This is a genomic window from Thiopseudomonas denitrificans, from assembly GCF_002866065.1.
In the GTDB taxonomy this organism is placed as follows: domain Bacteria; phylum Pseudomonadota; class Gammaproteobacteria; order Pseudomonadales; family Pseudomonadaceae; genus Thiopseudomonas; species Thiopseudomonas denitrificans.
On the sequence record NZ_LNJZ01000003.1, the window covers coordinates 132,898 to 156,947 of the forward strand.

At 57.5% G+C, this 24,050-nt stretch carries 20 protein-coding genes and 2 pseudogenes; 17 read left to right on the forward strand and 5 right to left on the reverse strand.

Annotation, left to right across the window (positions count from 1 at the left end; translation table 11 throughout):
* Positions 1-3 precede the first annotated feature (3 nt).
* The 8 genes and pseudogenes from AR306_RS01995 to AR306_RS02025 all read left to right on the forward strand — a co-directional run.
* A complete protein-coding gene (locus tag AR306_RS01995; protein WP_206167942.1) occupies positions 4-408 on the forward strand; it encodes an antitoxin Xre-like helix-turn-helix domain-containing protein in 405 nt (134 codons plus the stop codon).
* Positions 402-1,112: an RES family NAD+ phosphorylase gene (locus AR306_RS02000; protein WP_101495882.1), complete on the forward strand. Its 711-nt coding sequence runs from the start codon at positions 402-404 to the stop codon at positions 1,110-1,112. The genes AR306_RS01995 and AR306_RS02000 overlap by 7 nt, the downstream gene beginning before the upstream one ends.
* Positions 1,113-1,223: 111 nt before the next feature.
* Positions 1,224-1,328 (forward strand): annotated as a pseudogene (locus AR306_RS13685) (tRNA-specific adenosine deaminase); the annotation flags it as partial.
* Between the two features lie 29 nt (positions 1,329-1,357).
* A complete protein-coding gene (locus AR306_RS02005; protein WP_276307451.1) occupies positions 1,358-1,642 on the forward strand; it encodes a tRNA-specific adenosine deaminase in 285 nt (94 codons plus the stop codon).
* 350 nt (positions 1,643-1,992) lie between these two features.
* Positions 1,993-2,211, forward strand: a complete 219-nt coding sequence (locus tag AR306_RS02010) for a helix-turn-helix domain-containing protein (RefSeq protein WP_101495883.1) — start codon at positions 1,993-1,995, stop codon at positions 2,209-2,211.
* Between the two features lie 3 nt (positions 2,212-2,214).
* The gene (locus AR306_RS02015; RefSeq protein ID WP_101495884.1) at positions 2,215-3,852 is read left to right on the forward strand and encodes an ATP-binding protein; all 1,638 of its coding nucleotides are present in this window, start codon (positions 2,215-2,217) and stop codon (positions 3,850-3,852) included.
* 310 nt (positions 3,853-4,162) lie between these two features.
* The gene (locus tag AR306_RS02020; protein ID WP_101496076.1) at positions 4,163-5,200 is read left to right on the forward strand and encodes an IS630 family transposase; all 1,038 of its coding nucleotides are present in this window, start codon (positions 4,163-4,165) and stop codon (positions 5,198-5,200) included.
* A 572-nt stretch (positions 5,201-5,772) separates the two neighbouring features.
* A pseudogene (locus AR306_RS02025) lies at positions 5,773-6,390 on the forward strand (IS630 family transposase); the annotation flags it as partial.
* Here the strand turns inward: AR306_RS02025 and AR306_RS13120 are convergent.
* The 4 genes from AR306_RS13120 to AR306_RS02040 form a co-directional block, all read right to left on the reverse strand.
* Positions 6,378-6,614, reverse strand: coding sequence for a hypothetical protein (locus tag AR306_RS13120; protein ID WP_133539690.1), 237 nt, complete (start codon positions 6,612-6,614; stop codon positions 6,378-6,380). The pseudogene AR306_RS02025 and the gene AR306_RS13120 overlap by 13 nt on opposite strands.
* A 217-nt stretch (positions 6,615-6,831) precedes the next feature.
* Positions 6,832-7,086 (reverse strand): isochorismatase family protein, encoded by a 255-nt coding sequence (locus AR306_RS13690; protein ID WP_407071175.1) that lies wholly within the window; start codon positions 7,084-7,086, stop codon positions 6,832-6,834.
* A 112-nt stretch (positions 7,087-7,198) separates the two neighbouring features.
* Entirely contained in the window at positions 7,199-9,034 is a 1,836-nt protein-coding gene (gene ilvD, locus AR306_RS02035; RefSeq protein WP_101495885.1) for a dihydroxy-acid dehydratase, read from the reverse strand.
* Between the two features lie 109 nt (positions 9,035-9,143).
* On the reverse strand, positions 9,144-9,683 hold the full coding sequence (locus AR306_RS02040; RefSeq protein ID WP_101495886.1) for a DUF924 family protein: 540 nt from the start codon (positions 9,681-9,683) through the stop codon (positions 9,144-9,146).
* 145 nt (positions 9,684-9,828) lie between these two features.
* On the opposite strand from AR306_RS02040, the gene AR306_RS02045 reads away from it, so the two are divergent.
* The 4 genes from AR306_RS02045 (at position 9,829) to AR306_RS02060 (ending at position 13,405) form a co-directional block, all read left to right on the forward strand.
* Complete coding sequence (locus AR306_RS02045; RefSeq protein ID WP_240622453.1) at positions 9,829-10,719, forward strand: SdiA-regulated domain-containing protein; 891 nt, start codon at positions 9,829-9,831, stop codon at positions 10,717-10,719.
* Between the two features lie 122 nt (positions 10,720-10,841).
* Positions 10,842-11,795: a DUF2157 domain-containing protein gene (locus tag AR306_RS02050; protein WP_101495887.1), complete on the forward strand. Its 954-nt coding sequence runs from the start codon at positions 10,842-10,844 to the stop codon at positions 11,793-11,795.
* On the forward strand, positions 11,785-12,858 hold the full coding sequence (locus tag AR306_RS02055) for a DUF4401 domain-containing protein (RefSeq protein ID WP_101495888.1): 1,074 nt from the start codon (positions 11,785-11,787) through the stop codon (positions 12,856-12,858). The genes AR306_RS02050 and AR306_RS02055 overlap by 11 nt, the downstream gene beginning before the upstream one ends.
* Entirely contained in the window at positions 12,851-13,405 is a 555-nt protein-coding gene (locus tag AR306_RS02060) for a GDYXXLXY domain-containing protein (protein ID WP_101495889.1), read from the forward strand. The genes AR306_RS02055 and AR306_RS02060 overlap by 8 nt, the downstream gene beginning before the upstream one ends.
* A gap of 76 nt (positions 13,406-13,481) precedes the next feature.
* Here AR306_RS02060 and rpiA read toward each other — a convergent pair whose 3' ends face one another.
* Positions 13,482-14,162, reverse strand: coding sequence for a ribose-5-phosphate isomerase RpiA (gene rpiA / locus AR306_RS02065; RefSeq protein WP_101495890.1), 681 nt, complete (start codon positions 14,160-14,162; stop codon positions 13,482-13,484).
* 105 nt (positions 14,163-14,267) lie between these two features.
* Here rpiA and ilvA point away from each other — a divergent pair, with 105 nt between their 5' ends.
* The 5 genes from ilvA to AR306_RS02090 all read left to right on the forward strand — a co-directional run bounded on the left by ilvA (position 14,268) and on the right by AR306_RS02090 (position 24,047).
* Entirely contained in the window at positions 14,268-15,782 is a 1,515-nt protein-coding gene (ilvA, locus tag AR306_RS02070; RefSeq protein ID WP_101495891.1) for a threonine ammonia-lyase, biosynthetic, read from the forward strand.
* Between the two features lie 10 nt (positions 15,783-15,792).
* Complete coding sequence (locus AR306_RS02075; RefSeq protein WP_101495892.1) at positions 15,793-16,236, forward strand: DUF2269 family protein; 444 nt, start codon at positions 15,793-15,795, stop codon at positions 16,234-16,236.
* Positions 16,237-16,837: 601 nt separating this feature from the next.
* A complete protein-coding gene (locus tag AR306_RS02080; RefSeq protein ID WP_166627858.1) occupies positions 16,838-19,507 on the forward strand; it encodes an endo alpha-1,4 polygalactosaminidase in 2,670 nt (889 codons plus the stop codon).
* Entirely contained in the window at positions 19,500-23,465 is a 3,966-nt protein-coding gene (locus tag AR306_RS02085; RefSeq protein WP_101495894.1) for a tetratricopeptide repeat protein, read from the forward strand. Before AR306_RS02080 ends, AR306_RS02085 begins: the two co-directional genes overlap by 8 nt.
* 48 nt (positions 23,466-23,513) lie before the next feature.
* Complete coding sequence (locus AR306_RS02090; protein ID WP_101495895.1) at positions 23,514-24,047, forward strand: penicillin-binding protein activator LpoB; 534 nt, start codon at positions 23,514-23,516, stop codon at positions 24,045-24,047.
* The last annotated feature ends 3 nt before the right edge of the window (positions 24,048-24,050 follow it).

Sequence of the window (24,050 nt, forward strand, 5' to 3'; positions counted from 1 at the left end):
GTCATGAGCATGCATGTTGAACACAATCAGACTGATTCAAGGCAAATGGCTGCCAGTGGTTTGCGTGTGGCGATGAATATCATGGAGCGCTGGGGTGCGACACGTGAGCAAATGGGCAAGATTCTGCGGGTCTCGGCCAGTACCCTGGCGCGTAGCAAGGCTGAAAATGGCAGTGCCGCAAAACTGGATGATGACCAGCTGGACCGAATCAGTCATGTACTCAATATTCATGCGGCCCTGCGTACCCTGTTTGAGAACCCGGCCAACCTGTATGGCTTTGTTGCCATGCCCAACCAGAACGGGTTCTTCAACGGTCGCAGTCCGCTGGAGGTGATGAGCGATGGCAGTTTCGCCAGCCTGTACGAAACCCACCGCCACATTGATGGCCTGCGTGGTGCCCAGTGGTAGAGCTGAAACAGCTACCGCTGCTACCGGCCACTGAAGCAACCGGCTATCGGCTGGGCAACTCCAAATTTCCACCCATAGCCCTGTTTGACGATGTGGCCGATGCGGACGAATTTGAAATTCTTTATCAGCTACAAGCCAGAACCAACCCGCGCCTGCTCAATGAGGCAGGCCGTATCGAACAGCTGCCACGCAATGAAATTCCTTTTGGCGTTACAGGCTGCTCCTATGCGGTGGCTCCCTTCACCCACGTCAACCCGGCAGGCTCGCGGTTCAGTGCTGGCAGCTATGGTGTGTTGTATCTGGCAGATGCCATGCCCACCGCATTGGCTGAAGTACGCCACCATCAGCAAAGCTACTGGCAAGGCGTAAGCGGACTGGAGTTCGAGCGTATCGTACTGCGGGGATTGAGTTGTCAGTTTATCCAGAACGGCATGGCTGATATCAGTGGCTTGCCCGGGCAGCATCCGGTTTATGCACCGGATGATTACAGCGCCAGCCGCATATTGGGCTCTGCGGTCAAAGAGAGCGGCTTGCCGGGCCTGAAATACAGGTCTGTCCGTAAAGGCGGGCAGCATTGTTGGGCCCTGTGTACACCTAAGCCGGTGTTATCGGTTGTGCAAAGCAGCCATTACGAAATGATTTGGGACGGGCAGCGGATTGCCAGTGTGAACCGGTTGGGGGAAATTACCGATATCCTTGGGTGAGAGTTGTTGACCTGCCCCCGATTGTTGCCACTGTTTCTTGTTTCTTGCCTGATACCGGATGCTTATGAAAAAAAACTCATGCGTCGAGCCATCGAACTTTCACGAACGAACATGCAGGCGAACGCCGGCGGACCTTTTGGTGCGGTGGTGGTCAGGAATGGTGAAATTGTCGGCGAGGGCTGGAACCGGGTAACCTCGAGCAATGATCCGACCGCCCATGCCGAAGTGGTGGCGATACGGGCGGCATGCGCCCGTCTGAATACTTTGACCTGTCAGGCTGCGAAATCTACGCCAGCTGTGAGCCTTGTCCGATGTGCCTGGCGGCCATCTACTGGGCCCGAATCGGCAAGCTGTATTATGCCAACACGTGCCGGGATGCCGCCGATATCCAGTTCGATGACGACCTGATCTATCAGGAAATCGCAAAACCGCTCAATGCCAGACAACTGCCGATGGAGCAGCTGGGCCAGGACGAGGCGATCACTGTCTTTGAAGAGTGGATGAACAAGCCTGACAAGATTCGCTATTAGTGCTGAAAGTTTGTAACAGCCTGACCCCAACAACTCCTTGTTCCGCATTGCTATTCCCACGGATCACCAGCAGGGCGTTGGCTTTCAGCGCGGTGCTGACCTTGCGTGGCCGTTCCTTGGCCGGTTGCGGTCGCTATTTACTTTCAGGCACACAAAGATGTCTTATGCGGCCTGATATGGCCTATTTGGTTGCCGAGGCAATATAACGTGGATCGCATACCAACCAACAGGCAGCCATTCAATTCACAACGACCTTAGCCCAGAACAATTTGATGTTTCTATCGCATTCAAATGATAGACTCAAAACGATTTTGAACGACTTTGAAAAATAAATTCCGATTGTCATCAATATGAATAGCGAGCCGTGGGTTACCGCTGAAGATGTCGCCCAGCACTTGGGTGTGGCCAAGGACACCGTTTATCGCTGGCGCGAGCGCAAGGCTTTGCCTGCGCATCGCGTGGGACGGCTGTGGAAGTTCCAGCTCTCCGAAGTGGATGACTGGGTGCGCTCAGGTGGTGCCGATGAGGAGTCGACGGGACCGGATAAAAAAGAATTCAGCAGGAGGTGACTCGTGAGCCTGGAAGGCCAGCTTCTCGACCAGAAGTCTTTGCGAGCCGTGACTGGCAAGACGGCAGACTGGAACGAAATCGCCAAGGATTGCATTGCCTTTGCCAATGCAACGGGTGGCCGCCTACTGCTGGGGATTGAGGATGGTCAGAACGAGCCTCCTGCCGACCAGCGCATTCCTTTAGACTTGCCTGACACTCTGCGTCGCAAGTTGGCAGAGCGCACGGTCAATGTGACTTTATTGCCAGATATTGCCACCACTCCTAATGGCGGTCAGTACATCGAATTACGTGTCCCCCGTGCCATGTCTGTCGCATCCACCACGGATGGCCGCTACTTCCTGCGCGTGGCTGATCAAAGCAAACCCGTGACGGGCGATGACGTGATGCGTCTGGCCAGTGAACGTGCTGCATTGCCGTGGGAAACGCAAACCACCTTGCATGTTCCACGTGCTGAGATGGATGTCACCAAACGCGACAAGCTGCTTGCAGCCTTGCGCGCATCGGACCGCGTCAAGCCTTCCGTCAAGGAAAAAACTGACGACGAACTGCTTGATCACTATCAGCTCACGCAAGGGTCGGACCTCACCAACCTGGGCGTGCTTGGTCTTGGCCGCCAGCATCACCGCGCCCAACTAACCACGTCACCGGTCATCCAGTTCATCAAGTACGACGAGCATGGGCAAAAGGTCAACAAGCTGGTGTGGGATGACCACACGCAAAGCCCGATGGAATTGATTGAAGCGGTTTGGCAAGAGGTACCCGACTTTCGTGAGCATTACGAGCTGCCCGATGGCCTGTACCGCCAGAACGTGCCCGCCTTCGACGAAATCGTGGTGCGCGAACTACTAGTTAACGCGCTGGTTCATCGCCCCTACACCCAGCGTGGTGACATTTTCCTGAACCTGTATCCTGACCGCCTGGAAGTGGTCAACCCCGGCTCGCTGCCGCTGGGTGTCACCCCACAGAATGTTTTACACACCACCGTGCGCCGTAATGAACACCTGGCTCGCCTGTTCCATGACTTGAAACTGATGGAGCGGGAAGGCAGCGGTTTTGACAAGATTTTCGAAGTACTGCTCTCACAAGGCCGCCCGGCTCCCAAGTTGATCGAGACCCATGATCGCGTACAGGTGACAGTGTGCCGCCGCATCCTCAAGCCTGAGGTCATCGACTTCATTGCAAAGGCAGACCAGACTTATCAACTCACGCAGCGCGAGCGGATTGCCTTGGGTCTATTAGCGCAACGCGATGCTCTGACGGCTCGTGAACTAACAAGCGCCCTCGAACTGCCATCGGTTGAGGCTATGCAGCCCTGGCTCAAGCGCCTACTGGACTGGCAACTGGTACAAAGTGCTGGACGTACCCAGGCAACCCGCTACTTTATTGACCCGAGCTTGCTGCGTAGCCTCCAGTTCACTGGCGAAACCACTCTCAAACGCATTGAGCCGCACCGCCTGGCCGCACTGGTCCTGGAAGACCTCCAGCGTTATCCCTGTTCGGCTATCAGCGACATTCACCAACGCGTCGGCGGAGAAATCCATCCTAGACAAGTCAAGCGTGCGCTAGAACAATTGATCGAACGAGGGGAAGTCCGCTTTGAGGGCAGCAACCGCTGGCGGCGGTACTGGGCGGAGACATGAGCAGTCTATCGGACAACCTACACCATATCGTCGATAAGTGGGCGATAGAAATAAGGCGATACGCTGGCAGCAGCCGCTTGAATCAAAGACTTATATCGATCCATGATGATAGAAAGTGGGCGATAGACCTGCACTCTTGGTGGGGAGAGCACGCATGACACCTGAAGCCAAAGCACGCCAACAATGCGTGAATACCCCCACTGAAACTGGCTCGGCGGATTGAGTGATGTTCATCAATCGCAATGCCGTGGGTGTGATTGAAGCTATTAATGCGGCAATCTAATAGAGCATAGTGTATAATCTCAACATTATGAAAATAGATGCCCGAAAACTGAGTCCTGAAGAGCAGCGTGAAAAGCGAACTATCGCTTTGCGCATGCGTGAACAGGGCTATACATTTAAAGCCACTGCTGAAGCAGTGGGTGTTCACATGCGCACTGTCGCTAAATGGACTGAAACAGCAGCACAAGAAGGTAAACAGGCGGCCATTAAAGGTGGTCAGCGTGGAGCCAAAGCCGGTGAGCGGCGCAGCTTGAGCAGTAGTCAGGAAGTTCTCATTCAGACGCTGATTACCGACAAAATGCCCGACCAGCTCAAGTTGGGTTTTGCTCTGTGGACACGCGATGCGGTGCGCGAGCTGATTCAGGAACGCTGCGACTTTCTGATGCCGGTACGTACTGTAGGCGAGTACCTCAAGCGCTGGGGTTACACTCCACAGCGTCCGCTAAAGCGGGCTTATCAGCAGAATCCAAAGGTGGTGCAGCGCTGGCTGGATGAGGAATATCCGCTGATTGCCCAGCGTGCAAAGGTCGAAAACGCCGAAATCCAGTGGGCTGACGAGACTGGAGTACGTAGCGACAGCCACGGTGGCCGCAGCTTTGCACCGGCAGGCAAGACACCAGTACGACTGGTTAGCGGTAGCCGGTTTGCAACCAATATGATTTCTAGTGTTACCAACCGAGGTAAATTGCGCTTCATGATGTACCGGGAAACGATGACATCCCAGGTGTTGATTCGCTTTCTGGATCGCCTTGTTCGCGGCTCGGAAGGCAGAAAAATATTTCTGATTCTCGATAACCTGCGAGTGCACCACAGCAAGAAAGTCGCAGCTTGGGTCGAGGCCAGAAAAGAGCAAATTGAGTTATTTTTTCTGCCCGCTTATGCGCCAGAGCTCAATCCAGACGAATACCTGAACGGCGACCTTAAACAACAGTTAAAAACTGGCAGGGCTGCGCGTACGCAGGCTGAACTTGAAGAGCGGGTTCGTTCAATACTAAGGCGTATCCAGCGGAGGCCGGGACGAGTTTCTTCTTACTTCCGACACCCCAAGATTGCTTATGCCGCCTGATATGGCCTATTTAATTGCCGAGGTAATAAATGAAAATGTACCAGGCCCATTTGTTTTCTAGTGAACCACTACCTAAACCGTGGTTACCTAGGGATAATTAGTCCCCATGGGATTGCTCTAAAACCCTGCGCTGGCTTAAGCGTTCACTGCCATTACGCTAGTAATAATTTGAAATCAGTTCTTTAGAAGATAGATTGAGTCGCACGTAAAATGTTCACAGTACGAGGTCACATCTGCCAGATGTTTGCAGATACTTTCTTATTTAAAGTTAAAAAGTGTTAAAATAAGCGTTGCTATGCCCATAGCAAATACAAATAAAAACGGAACAATAAAGCTACTGTCCATTCTAATTTTCATTTTCTTGGTTCTATCTTCTTCAAGTGACTCTACTATGCTACGCAATGCATTAGCGTCATCACCTTTAAGCTGACCGAGCACGCGATTTATTAATGCGGCAATCTAATAGAGCATAGTGTATAATCTCAACATTATGAAAATAGATGCCCGAAAACTGAGTCCTGAAGAGCAGCGTGAAAAGCGAACTATCGCTTTGCGCATGCGTGAACAGNAAGCGGGCTTATCAGCAGAATCCAAAGGTGGTGCAGCGCTGGCTGGATGAGGAATATCCGCTGATTGCCCAGCGTGCAAAGGTCGAAAACGCCGAAATCCAGTGGGCTGACGAGACTGGAGTACGTAGCGACAGCCACGGTGGCCGCAGCTTTGCACCGGCAGGCAAGACACCAGTACGACTGGTTAGCGGTAGCCGGTTTGCAACCAATATGATTTCTAGTGTTACCAACCGAGGTAAATTGCGCTTCATGATGTACCGGGAAACGATGACATCCCAGGTGTTGATTCGCTTTCTGGATCGCCTTGTTCGCGGCTCGGAAGGCAGAAAAATATTTCTGATTCTCGATAACCTGCGAGTGCACCACAGCAAGAAAGTCGCAGCTTGGGTCGAGGCCAGAAAAGAGCAAATTGAGTTATTTTTTCTGCCCGCTTATGCGCCAGAGCTCAATCCAGACGAATACCTGAACGGCGACCTTAAACAACAGTTAAAAACTGGCAGGGCTGCGCGTACGCAGGCTGAACTTGAAGAGCGGGTTCGTTCAATACTAAGGCGTATCCAGCGGAGGCCGGGACGAGTTTCTTCTTACTTCCGACACCCCAAGATTGCTTATGCCGCCTGATATGGCCTATTTAATTGCCGAGGTAATATATCATTGTTAGTTTCTTCTAATTTTTTAACTGACTTAACTTCACTCCTTTGTATTTTAATCTGATACATAACCGCAACAACCGGTATAAGTATAGTTACAGCACTTAAAGCCAACATCACCAGATAAAAAGCATAATCAACCGATATTCCAAACGAATAGACTATACCAAAAAAAGACATGGTAATAATAAGCATCAGCACGCGCTCAAGACCCGCATTCACTCTTTTTGTAAGCTTATTTTTGGGTGCTATGGCTCCATACGGCTGAACTAGCCATGGTGAAATTGCTACAACTAACAGAATTAAAGACGAAATTAAAGAGCCAATCGAGAACTCTCGATAAAAAGAAGAGAAATGGCTAATATGGAAAGTAGAAAAGACGCTGTAAATTTAATTAAAAACCAAATTTTTTTCATATCATGAAATAACACCAAGAAATTGAGAGTAGAGTTTTTCTCGAGTAGCCGTACACATGTCCATGCCTAGCTTGGCCAGTACTTTCTGGGAGTACGTGCTTTTGTTGCTCTGCTGTAAAAGCAGGAACAGCATCGCTCACTATAGTTACTTCGTATCCCAGATCATGTGCATGCCGCATGGTTGACTCAACGCATACATGTAATGCCGGATTAGTCCATGGAGTAGCAGCATCCTCTGTACTGCAAGCTATCTTGTTGTGGGGGCGAGCGCTCTAGGAACGCTGCGGTTTAGAAAGTAGAATCAAAAACCCGCTGAGCCAGCGGGTTTTGAGGGTTATCAGTCGAGCTTGAGTTCTTTTTGAGTTACCCCAACAGTTCCTTATTCCGCACCGCACCCTTATCGGCACTCGTGGCCAGCAGGGCGTAGGCCTTCAGCGCAGTGCTGACCTTGCGTGGGCGTTCCTTGGCCGGTTTCCAGCCTTTCTTGTCCTGTTCGATACGGCGGGCAGCCAGTTCCTCGTCGCTGACCTGCAGCTGGATGGTGCGGGCCGGGATGTCGATCAGAATATGATCGCCTTCCTGTACCAGGCCGATGGCACCGCCAGCGGCGGCTTCCGGTGAGGCGTGGCCGATGGAAAGACCGGAGGTGCCGCCGGAGAAGCGGCCGTCGGTCAGCAGCGCACATTCCTTGCCCAGACCCTTGGACTTCAGATAGCTGGTCGGGTAGAGCATTTCCTGCATGCCGGGGCCACCTTTCGGGCCTTCGTAGCGGATGATGACGATGTCACCGGGCTTCACTTCGTCGGCGAGGATGCCGCGTACCGCATCGTCCTGGCTTTCAAAGATTTTCGCCTTGCCATCGAACACCCAGATGGACGGGTCGACACCGGCGGTTTTCACCACGCAGCCGTCTTCGGCGATGTTGCCGTAGAGAACGGCCAGACCACCTTCCTTGTTGTAGGCGTGTTCGACACTGCGGATACAGCCGTTTTCGCGGTCCAGATCCAGCGTTGGCCAGCGGGTGGCCTGGCTGAAGGCTGTCTGGGTGGGTACGCCGCCGGGGCCTGCCTTGTAGAACTCGTGCACGGCTTCGTCAGTGGTTTGGGTGATGTCCCACTTGGCGATGGCTTCAGCCATGGTCTTGCTGTGCACGGTGGGCAGGTCGGTGTGCAGCAGACCGCCGCGGGCCAGTTCGCCGAGAATGGCGAAGATGCCGCCGGCACGGTGCACGTCTTCCATGTGGTACTTCTCGATGTTGGGTGCGACCTTGCACAGCTCGGGTACCTTGCGTGACAGGCGGTCGATGTCACGCAGATCGAAGTCGACCTCGCCTTCCTGGGCTGCGGCCAGCAGGTGCAGGATGGTGTTGGTGGAGCCGCCCATGGCGATGTCCATGGTCATGGCGTTTTCAAACGCCTTGAAGTTGGCGATGTTGCGCGGCAGAACGGACTCGTCACCGTCCTTGTAGTAACGCTGGGTGATGTCGACGATGGTGCGGGCGGCTTCCAGGAACAGCTCTTCGCGGTCGGCGTGGGTGGCCAGTGTGGTGCCGTTGCCGGGCAGGCCCAGACCCATGGCTTCCACCAGGCAGTTCATCGAGTTGGCGGTGAACATGCCGGAGCAGCTGCCGCAGGTCGGGCAGGCGCTGCGCTCGATTTCGGCGACTTCTTCGTCGGTTGCGCAGTCTTCGGCGGCGATCACCATGGCATCGACCAGATTCAGCGGGTTGGCGGACAGCTTGGACTTGCCAGACTCCATCGGACCGCCGGAGACGAATACCACCGGAATGTTCAGGCGCAGGGCTGCCATCAGCATGCCGGGGGTGATCTTGTCACAGTTGGAAATGCACACCAGGGCGTCGGCGCAGTGGGCGTTGGCCATGTATTCCACCGAGTCGGCGATGATTTCGCGGCTGGGCAGTGAATACAGCATGCCGTCGTGACCCATGGCGATGCCGTCATCCACGGCGATGGTGTTGAATTCCTTGGCGACGCCGCCGGCCTTTTCGATCTCGCGCGCAACCAGCTGGCCCATGTCCTTCAGGTGTACGTGACCAGGTACGAACTGGGTGAAGGAGTTGGCCACGGCAATGATGGGCTTTTTGAAGTCTTCGTCCTTCATGCCGGTGGCACGCCACAGGGCACGGGCGCCGGCCATGTTGCGGCCAAAGGTGGAGGTTTTCGAGCGATAGTCAGGCATGGCGACTTCCTGTAGTTCTGTTGATGTTAATGCGGGGATTCTACGCGTTGGCGGCATTCCGGGCAAAGGCTGGAAACCGGTGCCAGACCAGCGGGTTATTGGACCCTGCCTAAAAGGAAGAGCCTGGCTGTTGTAGAAACTCCAGCTCTTCAGCGGTGGAGCTGCGGCCAAGGATGGCGTTGCGGTGCGGATAGCGGCCGAAGCGGTCGATGATGGCCTTGTGTTGCAGGGCGGCACGGTAGCAACCCGGAGTGGTATGAGCCTTGAACAGCGGCAGGGCCTGTTGCTGAATCCGTGCTGATTCGCTGTGCATGAAGGGCAGCAGCAGAAAATCACGCTGCTCTACCTTTTCCAGTTGTTCCAGCGCCTGGGCGCGCAGGGCTTCCTGGCCGAGAACAAGAGCGACTGGGTCGGCGGCAAAGGCCAGTGGAGTACCACGATGGATATTGCGGCTGAACTGGTCCAGCACGATGATTTCCGCCAGCCGTCCTTCTGCTGTATTGCGCCAGCTTTCAAGCTCGCCGCGCATGGCTTGCTGCAATAGCGGCGCAAAGCGGGTGCGGATGGTTTTATCCAGTGCTGCTGAAGCCTTGAACCACTGTGCGGGCTTGAGCTCTTCAAACCAGAAGTCGAGTACCTGTTGTTGCATGACGTACCTGTGTACAAATATCCGGGTTGTTTATGCTACATGATAGCTGGCCGGGGGCACATGACCGGTAGCTATGGCGCCCTGCCATCAGAACTTTATTGCCGGCCCAGAGTCGAACGACTTTCGCTGTTTTTGGATATTTATAATGCGTATCTGGTTGATGGTGCCTTTGGTGCTGCTGCTTGGTGGTCTGGGCTATTACTTCGAGCTTGATGACCGTCTGCTGCAAACCTCGCGGGAGATGCGTACACCGCAGCAGGAGCGGGCTGCCAGCATCTGGCTGAACCGCTATTCGGCCGATATCCAGGGCAAGCCGGTCGAGCGGCTGCTCAAGGCGGAAATCTCAGGCCTGACCTGGCATGCACCAAGCAATACATTGTTTACCATCACCGGCAAGATTCCCAAGCTGGCGCAGCTCAGTCTGGAGGGTGAGCTGTTGCGCGAGATCGATCTGTTCGGAGTTGCCGATCCCGAGGGTATCGAGGCCTTGAGTGACGGCCGTTTTGCGCTGGTGGACGAGCGTCGCAGCAAGCTGGTGCTGTTCTCGCTGCCGGTTGAGGACAGGATTGACCTGACGAAAGCTTTGGCTGTTGATCTTGCCGTGCTGGACGACGCCTTTTTGTACCCGAAAAACAAGGGACTGGAAGGGCTGGCCTGGGATGCGGCCAATTCACGCTTTATCGTCGCCAAGGAGCGCGATCCGCATGCGCTCTATGCCATGGATTTTGATCTGGAGAAAAATCTGGCCGGGCCGCTGATCGAGCTGCCATCGGACGAGCTGTTCATGCGTGATATTTCCGGGCTGGATTTGGATCGCCGGACTGGACATCTGCTGGTGCTGTCGGATGAATCGAAAATGTTGCTGGAACTGAATGAGCAGGAGGAGCCGGTCAGCTTTATGAGCCTGATGCTCGGTTTCAACGGGCTGACCAGCAGCATCAAGCAGGCCGAGGGCGTGGCCATGGACGATCAGGGCGTGATCTATATTGTGGGCGAACCCAACCTGTTTTACCGCTTTGTGCCGGCGGCCGACTGAATACCGAACAGGCCAGGCAAACGGCGTATGGACTGATCAGGTGCGCGGACTGTGCTGATCTTCCGGCAGCCGGTAATAAACCGGCGTAAACTGGCTCTGTTCCCGGCAAGGATTATGCGCTAATGGATTCTCGTACATTGCTGAACTGGGTGGCAGCCGGAGTGCTGTCGCCACAATATCTTGAACAGGCGCTGGAGGTGGCGCAAACGCGACCTGATCGCGCACGCACGCTGGTGTTTCTCGACCGTTTGCTGCTGATCGGTGCGTTGTTGTCTGCTTGTAGTGGTGTGATTTTCTTTTTTGCCTATAACTGGGATGCCCTGAGCCGCCTGCAACGTTTTGCGCTGGCTCAGCTGCTGCTGGCGCTGCCTTTGCTGGTGCTGCTGCGTTATCCGTTGCAGCACTGGATCGCCCAGAGTGGAGTGTTTGCCAGTGCGTTGTTGCTGGGCGCTTTGCTGGCGCTGGTCGGGCAAACCTACCAGACCGGGGCGGATACCTTTGAGCTGTTTCTGCTCTGGGGTCTGTTACTGGTGCCCTGGGCGGTGCTGGGGCGCAATCTGGCGGTTGCCGGCCTGATCATGCTGCTGCTGAATGTGGCTCTGGTTCTGGCTTGCCAGACGTTCACCCAGCTGAGTCCTGACTTGCGCTTTGCCCTGCTGCTGGGCATGAACCTGCTGTTCTGGCTGCCGCTGGCGCGACTGGCCTGGCAGGACGGGAGGCCGCTCTGGCATCTCGCCAATACTCTGCTGGTACTGGTATTGCTGGTTATCGCTACCGGCTGGGCACTGCTGGCGGTGTTTGATAGTGGTGTGCGCATTCATCCCTGGCTGGGCCACCTGGCCTGGCTGGCCCTGATGACACTGCTGGTGGTGCTGTATGCCTGGCGCAGTTTTCAGCGTCAGCTCATGGTGCTGGTATTGTTGTCGCTGCTTGCCTGGCTGTCGCTGTGGGTGATCCGCTGGTTTGATAGCAACAATGTATTTGCGCTGTTTTTCCTGCAAGGGCTGCTGATACTGCTGGTGGCGCTGGGTGGTTATGCCTGGCTGAAACCGAAGGGGGCGTCCCATGAGCAATGATGCACAACAGCTGTGGCAGGACCTGTCCGCACGGCAGCTGGTGCAGGGGCCGTTGACCCCGGCGCTGCAGCAGCCTTGGTATCTGCGGATGTTTCTAGCGGTTACTGCCTGGCTGGCGGCGCAATTTTTCTTGCTGTCGGTGGTGGCTATTCCGGGCACTGTGCTGTTTTTTCTCTCTTCCAGCCAGCTGCATCAGTCCATGGTGGTGTTGGGTTCCGTGTTGCTGGCGCTGGCCGCCTGGATCAGCCGGTTGCAGCGCTCGGTGTTCGTGCACCAGCTGGCGGTGGCGGCAGCGCTGACCGGACAGGGACTGGTACTGGTGGGGCTGGCCTTGCTCGAACTGCCGGTAGCTTTGGCGCTGTTGATTGCTTTGGTGCAGGTTCCGGTGTTTCTGCTGGTGCGCGATACCTTTGTGCGCGGCCTGTGCGTGCCGGTTTTCGTGATTGCCCTGGCTTATGCGCTGGCCGGTTTTGCGGTAGAACACGAACAAACGCTGTTACTGCAGGGCGTATTGCCATTGCTGTTGGCGGTGACCGGCTGGCTGTATCTGGAGGAGGCCCGCCTGGCCTGTTGGCAGCAATGGATTCGCCCGCTCAAGCGCGGGCTGACATTGGCGCTCTGGGCCTGGCTGGTGTTGCAGCATACCGAACTGCTGGCGCTGGGCAGGGGTGGCCTATGGGCGCACAAGCCCCTGTTGCTGACTCTGGTGCTGGCCGGTTTTTTGGGCTGGCTGCTATTACGCAAGCTGCAGCAGCCAAGCGAGCGGTTATATGGCCTGGCGCTGGGTGTGCTGGTGGCCTGTGCCGGCTGGCAGATTCCCGGCGTAACGGTGACGGTGCTGTTGCTGGCACTGGCGTGGCTGCAGGGTCAACGTCTGTACTGGGGTGCAAACCTGGTGGTTCTGCTGGGCATGTTGCTGCTGTATTACTACAACCTGGAACAGACCCTGCTGGTCAAATCGATGATCCTGACAGGGCTGGCCGTTCTGCTGTTGGGGTTGCGCTTCTGGTTATTGCGTCTACCGGGGTTGAACAGGCCGGAAAAGGAGAGTGCTGATGCGTAAGGCAGGCATCGTTCTGGTCTTGCTGCTGGTGCTGGCCGGCATCAATTATTCCATCTTCCGTACCGAGCAGGTGCTGGAAAGCGGCCAGGAAGTGATTCTTGAGCTGGCACCTGTTGACCCGCGCTCGCTGATGCAGGGCGACTATATGGCACTGCGCTTTGCGCTCGGTAATGAAGTGCAGCGGGCCTTATGGAAGCAACGGGATGCTGCCGGAGAAAAGCCGGATGACAGCAGCATGCCGCCGCTGACCGGCCGGGTGGTGGTAGTCCTGGACAAGCAGGACGTGGCCCGTTTTGTGGCGCTGGATAGCGGGCAGACACTGGCTGCAGGGCAGCTGCGTCTAGAGTACCGCTTGCGTCATGGCAGCGTGCAGTTTGCCACCAATGCGTTTTTCTTCCAGGAAGGGAGCGGTCAGCAGTATGAAGCGGCCCGCTATGGCCTGTTCCGGGTCAGTGAAAGTGGCCAGCCCTATCTGACCCACATGCTGGATGAAAAGCTGGAAACCATCGGCAAGACACGAAACCTGACAGCTGGCGTCAAGGACTGAGGTCGGCTATGCATGCCATATTGCCCGGTCAAGCGGGGCAATATGGCAGAGCGTATCAGGACATCAACGCTGCGTATCAAGCGCGCTGATTGACGATGCGCTGTACGCCGTCTTTGGTGCCCAGCAGCAGCACATCGGCAGGGCGGGCGGCGAACAGGCCGTTGCAGACTACGCCGACAATGGCGTTGAGTTGCTCTTCCAGACCGCGCGGATCGGTGATCTGCATGTTGTGAATGTCGAGGATGACATTGCCGTTGTCGGTGACCACACCGGTGCGGTAAACAGGATCGCCGCCCAGACGGACGATCTGACGGGCGACATGGCTGCGTGCCATGGGAATCACCTCGACCGGCAGCGGGAAGTTGCCGAGAAAATCCACCTTCTTGCTGTCATCGGCGATGCAGATGAAGGTTTTGGCCACGGCCGCGACAATCTTCTCGCGGGTTAGCGCCGCGCCGCCACCCTTGATCAGCTCCAGGTGCGGGTTGGTCTCGTCGGCACCGTCGATATAAAACTCGAGGCCGGCAACATTGTTCAGGTCGAACACCTCGATGCCATGGTTTTTCAGGCGCTCGGCGGTGGCTTCGGAGCTGGCCACGGCACCGGCAAAGTCATCCTTGTAGGCGGCCAGCGCATCGATGAAAAAGTTGGCGGTGGAGCCGGTGCCGACACCGATCACGGCATGCTTGTCCAGCCGGGGCAGGATTTCTTTCACGGCGGCTTGGGCAACGGCTTGTTTCAACTGGTCTTGGCTCACATCAGGCTCCGGATGGATGAATTTTGGCCATTATAATGGTTGTGTGCGGGTCTGTAGAGTACACTCGGGACTACTGTCCATTGAACCCTACAAACTGGCTGTACCATGCTCGAACATACCATCAAGAAAATCCTCAATGCCCGCATCTATGATGTGGCGGTAGAAACCCCCATCCATCCTGCACGACAACTGTCAGAGCGACTGGACAACAATATTCTGCTCAAGCGTGAAGACCTGCAGCCGGTGTTCTCGTTCAAGATTCGTGGCGCCTACAACAAGATCATCCAGCTCAGCCAGGCCGAGCGCGAGCGTGGCGTGGTCACCGCATCGGCCGGCAACCATGCCCAGGGCGTGGCGCTGGCAGCGCAGTATCTGGGTATCCGCGCGACCATCGTGATGCCGAAGACCACACCCGAGATCAAGATCGACGCGGTGCGCGCCCGTGGTGCCGAAGTGGTGCTGCATGGTGAGGCGTTTCCACAGGCGCTGGAGCTGTCGCTGCAGCTGGTGGAGGAAAAGGGTTATGTCTACATTCACCCCTATGACGATCCTGATGTCATTGCCGGCCAGGGCACCATCGCGATGGAAATTCTGCGTCAGCACCAGGGTGACCTGCATGCCATTTTCGTGCCCTGTGGCGGTGGCGGCCTGCTGGCCGGCATTGCCACCTACATCAAGTACCTGCGCCCCGAGATCAAGGTGATCGGCGTCGAGCCGAAAGACTCCAACTGCTTGCAGCAGGCCCTGCAGGCCGATGACCGCGTGGTACTGCCACAGGTCGGGCTGTTTGCAGATGGCGTGGCCGTCGGCCAGATCGGCAAGCACACCTTCGAGCTGTGCCGCCAGTATGTTGACGATGTGGTTACCGTGGACAACGACGAGATCTGCGCGGCAATCAAGGATATCTACGACGATACCCGCTCGATCACCGAACCGGCCGGGGCGCTGGCGGTAGCCGGCATCAAGAAATACGTCTACAAGACCGGCATCAGCGGTCAGACCATGGTGGCGGTCGATTCCGGTGCCAACATCAACTTTGACCGCTTGCGCTATGTGGCCGAGCGGGCCGAGCTGGGCGAGCGTCGCGAGGCGATCATTGCCGTGACCATCCCGGAAGAGCCGGGCAGCTTCAAGCGCTTCTGCGAGGCGCTGGGTACCCGGCAGATCACCGAATTCAACTACCGCTACCACACCAACGGGCAGGCGCACATTTTCGTTGGCGTACAGACCCACCCGGATACCGATCCGCGCAAGGCATTGATTGCCGAGCTGCAGAATCAGGGCTTTCCGGTGCTGGACCTGACCCGCAACGAGCTGGCCAAGCTGCATATCCGCCACATGGTTGGTGGTCATGCCGATGCCGTTAACAACGAGCGGGTATTCCGTTTCGAGTTTCCCGAGCGTCCGGGTGCGCTGTTCAATTTCCTCAACCAGCTGGGCGGACGCTGGAACATCTCCATGTTCCATTACCGCAATCATGGTGCCGCCGATGCCCGGGTGCTGGCTGCGCTGCAGGTCAACGAGGAAGAGTACGCCGAGTTCGAACAGGCGTTGTCCACGCTGGGCTACCCGTTCTGGGAAGAGACCGACAACCCGGCCTACCAGCTGTTTTTAGCCTAAGGAGCTGAGTGTGGAACATTATCTGACGGTTCGTATCCTGCATGGTGGTGTTGCAGTATTCCTGATGCTGGGACTGCTGGTGCATGCCGTGCTTCTGTGGCGCGCCCGCAATGCAAAAGCGGACGAGCTGCAACGCAAGCTGCAGCGTACCCGCCAAATCAGCCTGCCGCTGTTTGCCCTGCTGTGGCTGTCGCTGCCGGTCAGCGGCTGGTGGCTGACACACTGGGCGGCAATGCCGCTGGACCAGAAGTGGCTGCTGATCAGCATTCTGCTGTTGCCGCTGTTTGTGCCTTTCGGCTTTCTGCTGGCCGGAAATCTTGGCCGCTGGCAGCAATTGCTGGCGCAAAAACAACAGGCCAGCGGCAGGCAGCAGGTGTTTGCCCTGGTCTGGCTGCTGATCCTGCTGGCGCTGTTGCTGGGCACCAGCGCACTGATGGGGGCCAAGCCGGTCTAGTGGGCTCCTTGTGCGGCAGGTGCTCTGCTTGCCGCTTTGCTTCTTCTGTTCGCCTGCACCTTGTGCCGTTTTGATGGTGCATGAAATACCGGGCCGCCTCTGGCTTGGTCGCTTGAGTTTGGCTGCTTCCCGGATGCGCGCTGCACTGAGCGTCGCATGACAGGCCTGCATCAGCAAGATTCCCCTAAAGAAAGAGTAAATTGAATATCTGTGATGCAGGTCACAGATTATGGCCAAATAGCATTAACTGTCAGCAGAAAAAGAGAGTAGAGTTATTTTGACACTACAGGAAGCAAAACTCCTGAGTGTCGCAAATTTGACGTTCCGGGAAATGTTCGCCAGTGGCGGACTCTTCCGTGAAACAGGCTGCTCACTGCTTCATTCATTTCAAGAACAGCTGTCATCAAGGTTCGCCAGGTAGTTTTGGGGAGATTTGATGGAGGACAGGATGTCCATGCAGGGACGCTGTACAGAACATGTAAGTACCATTGCTTGAAGCAGGGTTATCAAAATGAATGTGTGGTGTTCGTTCGGCACGCTGTGCCGGCTCGTGCTTGCCTGTCTGGCCGTCTTGCTGCCCACTGCAGCGCAGGCGCAGCCTGTGACCTCCAGCCTTGGCGATATCGCCTTCTATTACGGCAATGACTTGCCGCTCGATGAGCTGCGGGCCTTTGATACCGTGGTCATCGACCCGGAACGGGTGGCCTTGCCGGACCTTTCCGGTACTCCGCGAACTCGCTGGTTTGCCCGCGTAACCGTGCGCGCTGCGCACTGGCGACAGCACAAGGGCCAGGTTGACCGCTATGTTGCCGAACATGTGCAGCCGCTGGTGCAGGCAGGCTATCAGGGATTGTTGCTGGACGACCAGGGCGAACTCGCCGACAGCAGTCCGGACCGCATCCGGATGATGACCACGCTGGTGGACGAACTTGCTACCCGTTATCCGGGGCTGCCCCTGCTGGTGCGCAACCATGCGGACGTGGCGGAACAGCGGGCAGCCAGGCTATCGGGAGCGGTATTCGATTCTCTCTATCACGGACGCCGCACATTTGGCGGCCTGATGGCGCGTGTGCCGGTCAAGGTGCGTGAGGCCGGGCTGGCGCGAGCCAGACAGCTGCAGGAGCAGCACGGGCTGACAGTGGTTGCCATCGACTATTGTGTCCCGGGCGACAGGACATGTCGTCAGCAACAGGCGCAGCAACTGCTGGCTGACGGTTTGCTGCCATACGTGACCACGCCTGCTCTGGATGGCATAGGGCAGGGGCGTATCGAAGTCATGCCGCGCAAGGTTTTGCTGCTGCAGCTGCTGGAGCAGGGTCAGCCGCTGGATGAGACCTTTGGTGTACTCAACCTGGCCATGCCGCTCAATTACCTGGGCTATGACATTGAATACGCTGACCTGCGCGATCCGCTGCCGTTGGGTATCACCAATGACCGTTATGCCGGCATTGTGCTGGTTGGCAGCCTGGAGGTGCAAAACCCGCTGGCCTTGCAGAGCTGGTTGTTGCAGCGCATCGAGCAGGGGCTGAAGGTTGCCGTTTTCAATGATTTCGGCTTTGCCCTGAACATGCAGAATGGTCCTGCGCTGGATCTGGAATTCGTACCCGAGCAGCGGGTATTACTGGACAGGAAGCCTGAAATCCTGCTGCAGGATGAGCTGCTGGCCTTTGAGGTGGCGGTAAATCCTGATATCCGGGATGCGCTGGGTGTGCGCGTTGGCAGCCATAGCAAACCGCTGCTGCGGCTGCAAAGTGATGATCATGTCTATGATGCGGCAGCCATTACGCCCTGGGGCGGTTTTGTCGTGGACAACAACACTGTGGTCTACCTGGACAGCCTTGAGCAGCAACGCTGGGTCATTGATCCGATGCGCTTCCTGCAACAGGCGCTGCGACTGCCACAAATACCGGTCCCGGATGTCACCACCGAAAATGGTCACCGCCTGTTCTTTACCCACGTTGATGGTGACGGTTTCCTGTCTTATGACGAGCTCAGCCACACTGGCGAGCGTCAGCAGTTCTGCAGTGCCATCCTCAAGGACCAGGTGTTCAAGCGTTATCCGGTACCCATGAGCATGTCGGTGATTGAAGCCGAGATGACCGAAATGGACAAGCGGGCCCGTCCGGAGCTGGAGCGCATTGCGCGCGGCATTTTTGCCCTGCCCAATGTCGAGCTGGCCAGCCATACCTATTCGCACCCCTACTTCTGGTCACATGTTGATCCGGATACCGGCATCAAACTGGGCCCGGAGGAGCTGGGCGAGTGGTATACCGCAGGCACGTCATCGCTGGATATTCCCGGTTACGGGTTTGATATCGACAGGGAGATATCCGGCAGTATTGACTACATCAATCGTGAGCTGGCTCCGCCCGGCAAGCAGGTCAAGGCGATTTTCTGGTCGGGCGATGCCATTCCGCCACGTATCGGTTTACAGAAGGCCGCCGCAGCCGGAGTGCTGAACATCAATGCCGGTAACACCACCATTACCCGTTCCAGCAACACCTGGACCCAGATTGGCCCCTATGGCGTGGCCAAGGGCAAGACGGATGACGAGTACCAGGTGTATGCGGCGGTCATGAATGAAAACGTCTATACCAATGACTGGACCGGACCGTTTTATGGCTTCCGTCGGGCGCAGGAGACCTTTGAACTGACGGACCGGCCATTGCGTATCAAGCCGATCAACATCTATTACCACTCGTATTCGGCGTCCAAGCCGTCTTCCCTGAAAGCCCTGCACAGCCTGTTTGAATACAGCCTGGGCCAGGATGTATTGCCGATCTACACCACTGAATATATCCGGCGGGTGCTGGACTGGCGGCATGTGGTGGTGGCACGGACCGGGGATGGCTGGAAAGTGCGTAGTGGCCAGCATCTGCGGCAGTTGCGCTGGCCAGGACAGGGGGTTCCCGAACTGGCCACTGCCAGCGGCATCACCGGCTATCTGCCCGGCCCGGGCGGACTCTATGTACACATGGCCGGTGATGAAGCCAGTTTCCGTATCGGTAGCGAACACAGTCGCGGGGTACCGCGCATCAGCCAGGCATCCGGTTTTGTCCGCAATGTGCAACGTGATGGCAACAGCCTGCAGTTCGATTTTGGCGGTTACTACCGTCCGCAGGTCCGGCTGGAAGAAGCCGGCCAGTGCCGGGTCCGGGTTGATGGCAAGCCGGTGCGACCGGTGGTGCAGGGCCGGTCGCTCCAGGTGCCGGTAGCAGGCAAGGCAGGACAGCAGGTGGATTACCACAAGGTACAGGTGGATTGTGAATAGTCGACGCGAACAGTTAAGTCCTTTTGCCGTGGTACTGCTGCTGGGAGCGGTGGTACTGGTTGCCCTGGTGGCCGCTTTCCAGCATGACAGTTACCAGGATGACTACTATGACAACGAGCCGGCCTCCGAACTGACGGTGTCCTACCTGGAGGCATGGTTGCGTGTGCAGCCGGACTCCGTGCCCAGGCTGATGCTGCTTGGCGAGCAATACCTGAAGCTGAATCGCAGGGAGCAGGCGCTGGCGTTGGCAGGGCATATAGAGCAGCTTGACTCGGCTGATGAGGAAACGAAAAGGCAGGCACTGTATCTGCGTGTCAATGTCGCCCAGCAGCGGGCTTATGAACTGGATGTGCAGGACGAGCGCCGCCCGGAACGCATGGCGGTATTGCGCAGCGAGCTTGAACAGGCAACAGCCTATGCCTGGGCTCCGGCTCGCCAGGCGGCGTTGTCGGAAATGGCCTGGGCTGCCGGAGCCTACGACGTGGCTCTGCATTTTTATCGCCAGCTGGCCGGCAGTGATGCAGACAATGCGCTGGACTGGCACCAGCGTGCGGCAGAACTGGCGTTTGCCAGGCAGGAGTATGAGGAAGCTGCCGATAGCCTGTTTGCAGCGGTTGATCTTTCTGCCGAACTGCCACAAAAGCGGGAGCTTTTTCTGCGGGCACTGCAGGTACTTGAGTCGGGTGACCGGGCGGCACTGGCCTGTGAGCTGGCCGAGCAGCATATGACCGGGCTGGAGAATGATCGCCAGGTCATCATTTATATGCTCAACCTGGCCCGCATGGCCAACCGTGGCGATTTGGTCGACAAATACGCCCGCCTGCTGGCCAGCCTGCTGGAGTTGAGCAGTAATGAACCTGTTGCCCCGGCTACGGGATGGTTGGCGCGGACCTACAGCCTGCCGGCCAGTGCTGCACGTGCCTTGCTGGCAGCACCGGCACGCTGGACGCATGCGGCCGCTGGTGCTGTCCGCTCCACTGACGCTTACCGCGGGCTGCAGGCCGGGCTCAGGGTTGCCGGCTGGCTGAGCGGCCGGCCGTTTGTAGCGGTTGCCAACGAACAGGTTGCTGTCGCGGAGCCGGCGATGCAGCCGGCAGAAACTCCGGTTACCGACAACGATTACGATCTGCTGTATCAGGTGTATGTGGAAAGCGGCAGCCTGACCAAGGCCCGGGATATTGCCAAAAAAGCCCTGGCCAGGGGCATGCCCGCCCGGATCTGGGAGCCGCGCCTGGCCCAGGTGGCAGAGTGGGGGGGTGAGCCCGGGCTGGCATTGCAAGCATGGAGCCGCCATGCCGGGCTGACGGGTTCGGCAGAATCCTGGAGCCATGTGCGGCGTTTGAGCATCGGTCTGAATGATGACGCACGCTACCTGCAGGCATTGCAGTTCGACATACGCAATACTCCGAACAATGCTGCGCTGTATGACGAGCTGGTGCTGGCCTATGAACGGCTGGGCGAGCCCGAGCGTGCCATGCAGTTCCTGCAGACGCAGGTCTCGGGTTCGCGCAGTACGGTGCTGTTGGGCCGTTATGCCGAACTGGCCGAGCGGGCCGGCCATGACCAGCGGGCAGAAGAGCTCTATCATCGCCTGTGGCAGGTCGACACGGCCAGCAGGGCGCAGCATGTCACTGGTGTGGCACGCTTGCGCTACAAACAGGGCAAGGACGAAAGTGCCCTGCAGCTGATGCGCGAGCAGGCTGATTCGACAGCCGAAGCTGCTGATACGGCAGATTACTGGCGGCTTTATGCCGAGCTTGGCCGCCTGCTGCAAAGCAGCGAGGATACCAGTCGTGCCTATCGCAGTTTGCTGGCTACCGGCCAGGCAACTTCGGCAGATCTGGCCGGCATGACCTACTTCTTTCTGAACTCGCCCATGGATGCTGCCCGCATTGCGGAGATGAACCTGCAGCAGGGGGTCGATCCGCAGCGGGCAGTGGAAGCAGCTTTGCTCAACTATGCCGAACTCAGGGCCTGGAGCCGGGTTGGTGAAATCATGCGCGGGCTGAGCGGAGCTCAGCGTACGGGTTTTCAGCGTTCGGCCGCTGCCCTGATGGTCAAGGGCCGTTACCACCTCTATTTGCATCAGTGGAACGAAGCGGTAGCCAGCTTCCGTGATGCGGTGAACGCGGCGCCGGCCAGTGATGATGCAAGGATTTCCTATTTGTGGGTGCTGGTTGAATACGGTACCGAAGCGGAGCTGCGCCAGCGCTTGTATCAATGGCGCCGGCTGGTCCGTCTGAATGCTGACTATCGTGAGGTGTTTGCCGCTGCGTATTTGCGCCTGGGGCAGACGGCACGTGCAATCCGGTTGATGCGCATGCAGCCGCCAGAGGTGACAAAAGACCCGCTATGGATCATGTCACTGGCCGATGCAGAGCAGCAGGGGGGCCATGATGAACTGGCCCAGCGTCTGTATCGCAACGCCTGGCGCGAACTGCATGCCAGGTTGCAGGGAGTGAATGATGTGGCGGGTGCGCCGGTACCGGCGGATGTTCAGCTGGACTGGTGGCAGGCGCGTGGCGTTCTGGCCCAGCGGTTGCGTAATGCGGAAGTCACCAGTCGTGCCCTCAATCAGCTTTATGTACAGGATATGCGCCTGTCTGCCCCCGGTGTGCGCTATCAGTCACGCCTGGGTGACGTCAGCGGGATGCGTACGGCAGCCGAAGTCAGCGATGACGTGGCGGAGCAGGGCGTCAGCCCGTACAGCCTGCTGGCCGGTATCGGTATTTCGCTGGAACAGGAAGCCAATGACCGGGCGCGGATACTGCTCCGGCATCCGGCCGTGCGTGATTTGCCGGCCAGCGCCGACTATCAGATGAGCCTGGCACTGGCAGAGTCCGATACGACGGCTGCTGCCGAGCTGCTCGATTTGCGTCAGGGGCGCATCGCCTACTACAGCCAGGTTGCCGCACTGGGCGCCAACCGGCGTACCAGTGAGCAGGAAACCCTGCTGTTTGAGGGGCTGGACGTGACGCCGGGTGGTGATGCCATCCATGAGGACCTGACCCAGGTGATCTGGCCGGACAAGTCTGCGCTGGGTGTCAGTATGGGCCTGTGGCGCAGCGAAGCCATCAGCACTCACGAGCTGGACATGTTTGCCAGGCTCAAGCTGACCAACAGATACGGCATCACGCTACACGGCATCACCCGTCAGCAGAAAACCAGGCGCAAGCAGGATATCGTCTGGGTACCGTCAACGGATCGCGAGTACGAGCTCAGCATCCACGACCGCACGGTGGAGCATGATTTCACCCTGACGCTGGGCCAGCGCGACGGGTTCAGGTCCTTCGCCACCGGACGGATCTTTGCCGAGGTCAACCGGCACGGCACCTGGGTGCCATCGGCCACCCTGGGCTGGCGCCAGTACACCAGCCTGTCACCCTACCTGCAGGTTGCCGGCTATAAAAACATGCTGGACTTCGCCCTGTCGTGGCAGCCGGAAGACTCGCGCTGGTTTGCCAGCGCAAACGCCGAAGTGGCACGTTTCTACACGCAAAAGCATGATGCCATAGCCAGGGGGACCGAGTTCAACCAGGAGCTGGGCTACCGCATCTACCATGCCTATCCGGACTGGAACGTACGGCTGGTGGCTGGCCAGGGCAATTACTCGGCCAGAGGCAAGAACAGGACGCACTCTGCCCTGACCCGCATGAACCCGGACGGGGTGGCGCCTGCCAACAGCGAGCTGGTACCTGAGAACTTCCGCCGTTACGGCATCATGACCGGCTTTGGCAACAACGATGTAACCACGCGCAAGAGCTCCTGGAAGCCGTTTCTTGATGCAGGTTACATCCGTGACAACAAGAACGGCCACGGCCCGGCGTTCAGTGCCGGAATCGGCGGTCCGGTACTGGGTGGTGACCACCTGGTTCTGCAATATCTGCACGAAGCAACCGGTGCGCGTAACCGCCAGCGCACCAGCCAACTGCTTCTTTCCTACTATCTGAATTTCTAGCACAACGCTTGAATGTATCCAGCTGTTCAAGAAAAACGGGAGAGCATCATGAAACGTAAAATCATTTCTCGGGGCGTGGCCCTTGCCGTGCTGACCGGGCTGAGCGCCTGCTCGACACTGGACGTCGGGAAAAACCCGCGTCTGGACGACCTGACCAGCATTGCCGTCGTGCCGATGGTCAACTACACCGAAACCCCGGATGCCGGCCAGCGGGCCACCAGCATTGCCCAGAGCATCCTGCACCAGAAAGGTTTCACCGGGCTGTTTACCTATCAGCAGGAGCGTACCGGCAACGTGCTGATCATGGACTCGGTCGAGCTGTCGGCTGCCGAGGGTCTCAAATGGGCGCGCAACACCGGCGCCAGCTATGCCCTGACCGGTGCCGTGGAAGAGTGGCGTTACAAGGTTGGTGTCGATGGCGAACCGGTGGCCGGGCTGACCTTCAACCTGGTTGACCTCAACAGCGGGAAAACCGTCTGGAGTGCCACCGGCAGCCGCAGCGGCTGGAGCCGTTCCGGTGTCTCCGGTGTCAGCCAGAAGCTGACCAACCAGCTGCTGGCACCATTGTCACCATCAAGATAAGGA

Excerpts from the sequence above, each read along its gene's own strand:
- ilvD (WP_101495885.1), bottom strand. The coding sequence starts at position 9,034 with ATGCCTGACTATCGCTCGAAAACCTCCACCTTTGGCCGCAACATGGCC.
- AR306_RS02090 (WP_101495895.1), top strand. The coding sequence starts at position 23,514 with ATGAAACGTAAAATCATTTCTCGGGGCGTGGCCCTTGCCGTGCTGACC.
- AR306_RS02010 (WP_101495883.1), top strand. The coding sequence starts at position 1,993 with ATGAATAGCGAGCCGTGGGTTACCGCTGAAGATGTCGCCCAGCACTTG.
- AR306_RS02055 (WP_101495888.1), top strand. The coding sequence starts at position 11,785 with ATGAGCAATGATGCACAACAGCTGTGGCAGGACCTGTCCGCACGGCAG.
- AR306_RS01995 (WP_206167942.1), top strand. The coding sequence starts at position 4 with ATGAGCATGCATGTTGAACACAATCAGACTGATTCAAGGCAAATGGCT.
- AR306_RS02040 (WP_101495886.1), bottom strand. The coding sequence starts at position 9,683 with ATGCAACAACAGGTACTCGACTTCTGGTTTGAAGAGCTCAAGCCCGCA.
- ilvA (WP_101495891.1), top strand. The coding sequence starts at position 14,268 with ATGCTCGAACATACCATCAAGAAAATCCTCAATGCCCGCATCTATGAT.
- AR306_RS02050 (WP_101495887.1), top strand. The coding sequence starts at position 10,842 with ATGGATTCTCGTACATTGCTGAACTGGGTGGCAGCCGGAGTGCTGTCG.
- AR306_RS02045 (WP_240622453.1), top strand. The coding sequence starts at position 9,829 with ATGCGTATCTGGTTGATGGTGCCTTTGGTGCTGCTGCTTGGTGGTCTG.
- AR306_RS02005 (WP_276307451.1), top strand. The coding sequence starts at position 1,358 with ATGCGCCCGTCTGAATACTTTGACCTGTCAGGCTGCGAAATCTACGCC.
- AR306_RS02060 (WP_101495889.1), top strand. The coding sequence starts at position 12,851 with ATGCGTAAGGCAGGCATCGTTCTGGTCTTGCTGCTGGTGCTGGCCGGC.
- AR306_RS13120 (WP_133539690.1), bottom strand. The coding sequence starts at position 6,614 with ATGCTTATTATTACCATGTCTTTTTTTGGTATAGTCTATTCGTTTGGA.
- AR306_RS02020 (WP_101496076.1), top strand. The coding sequence starts at position 4,163 with ATGAAAATAGATGCCCGAAAACTGAGTCCTGAAGAGCAGCGTGAAAAG.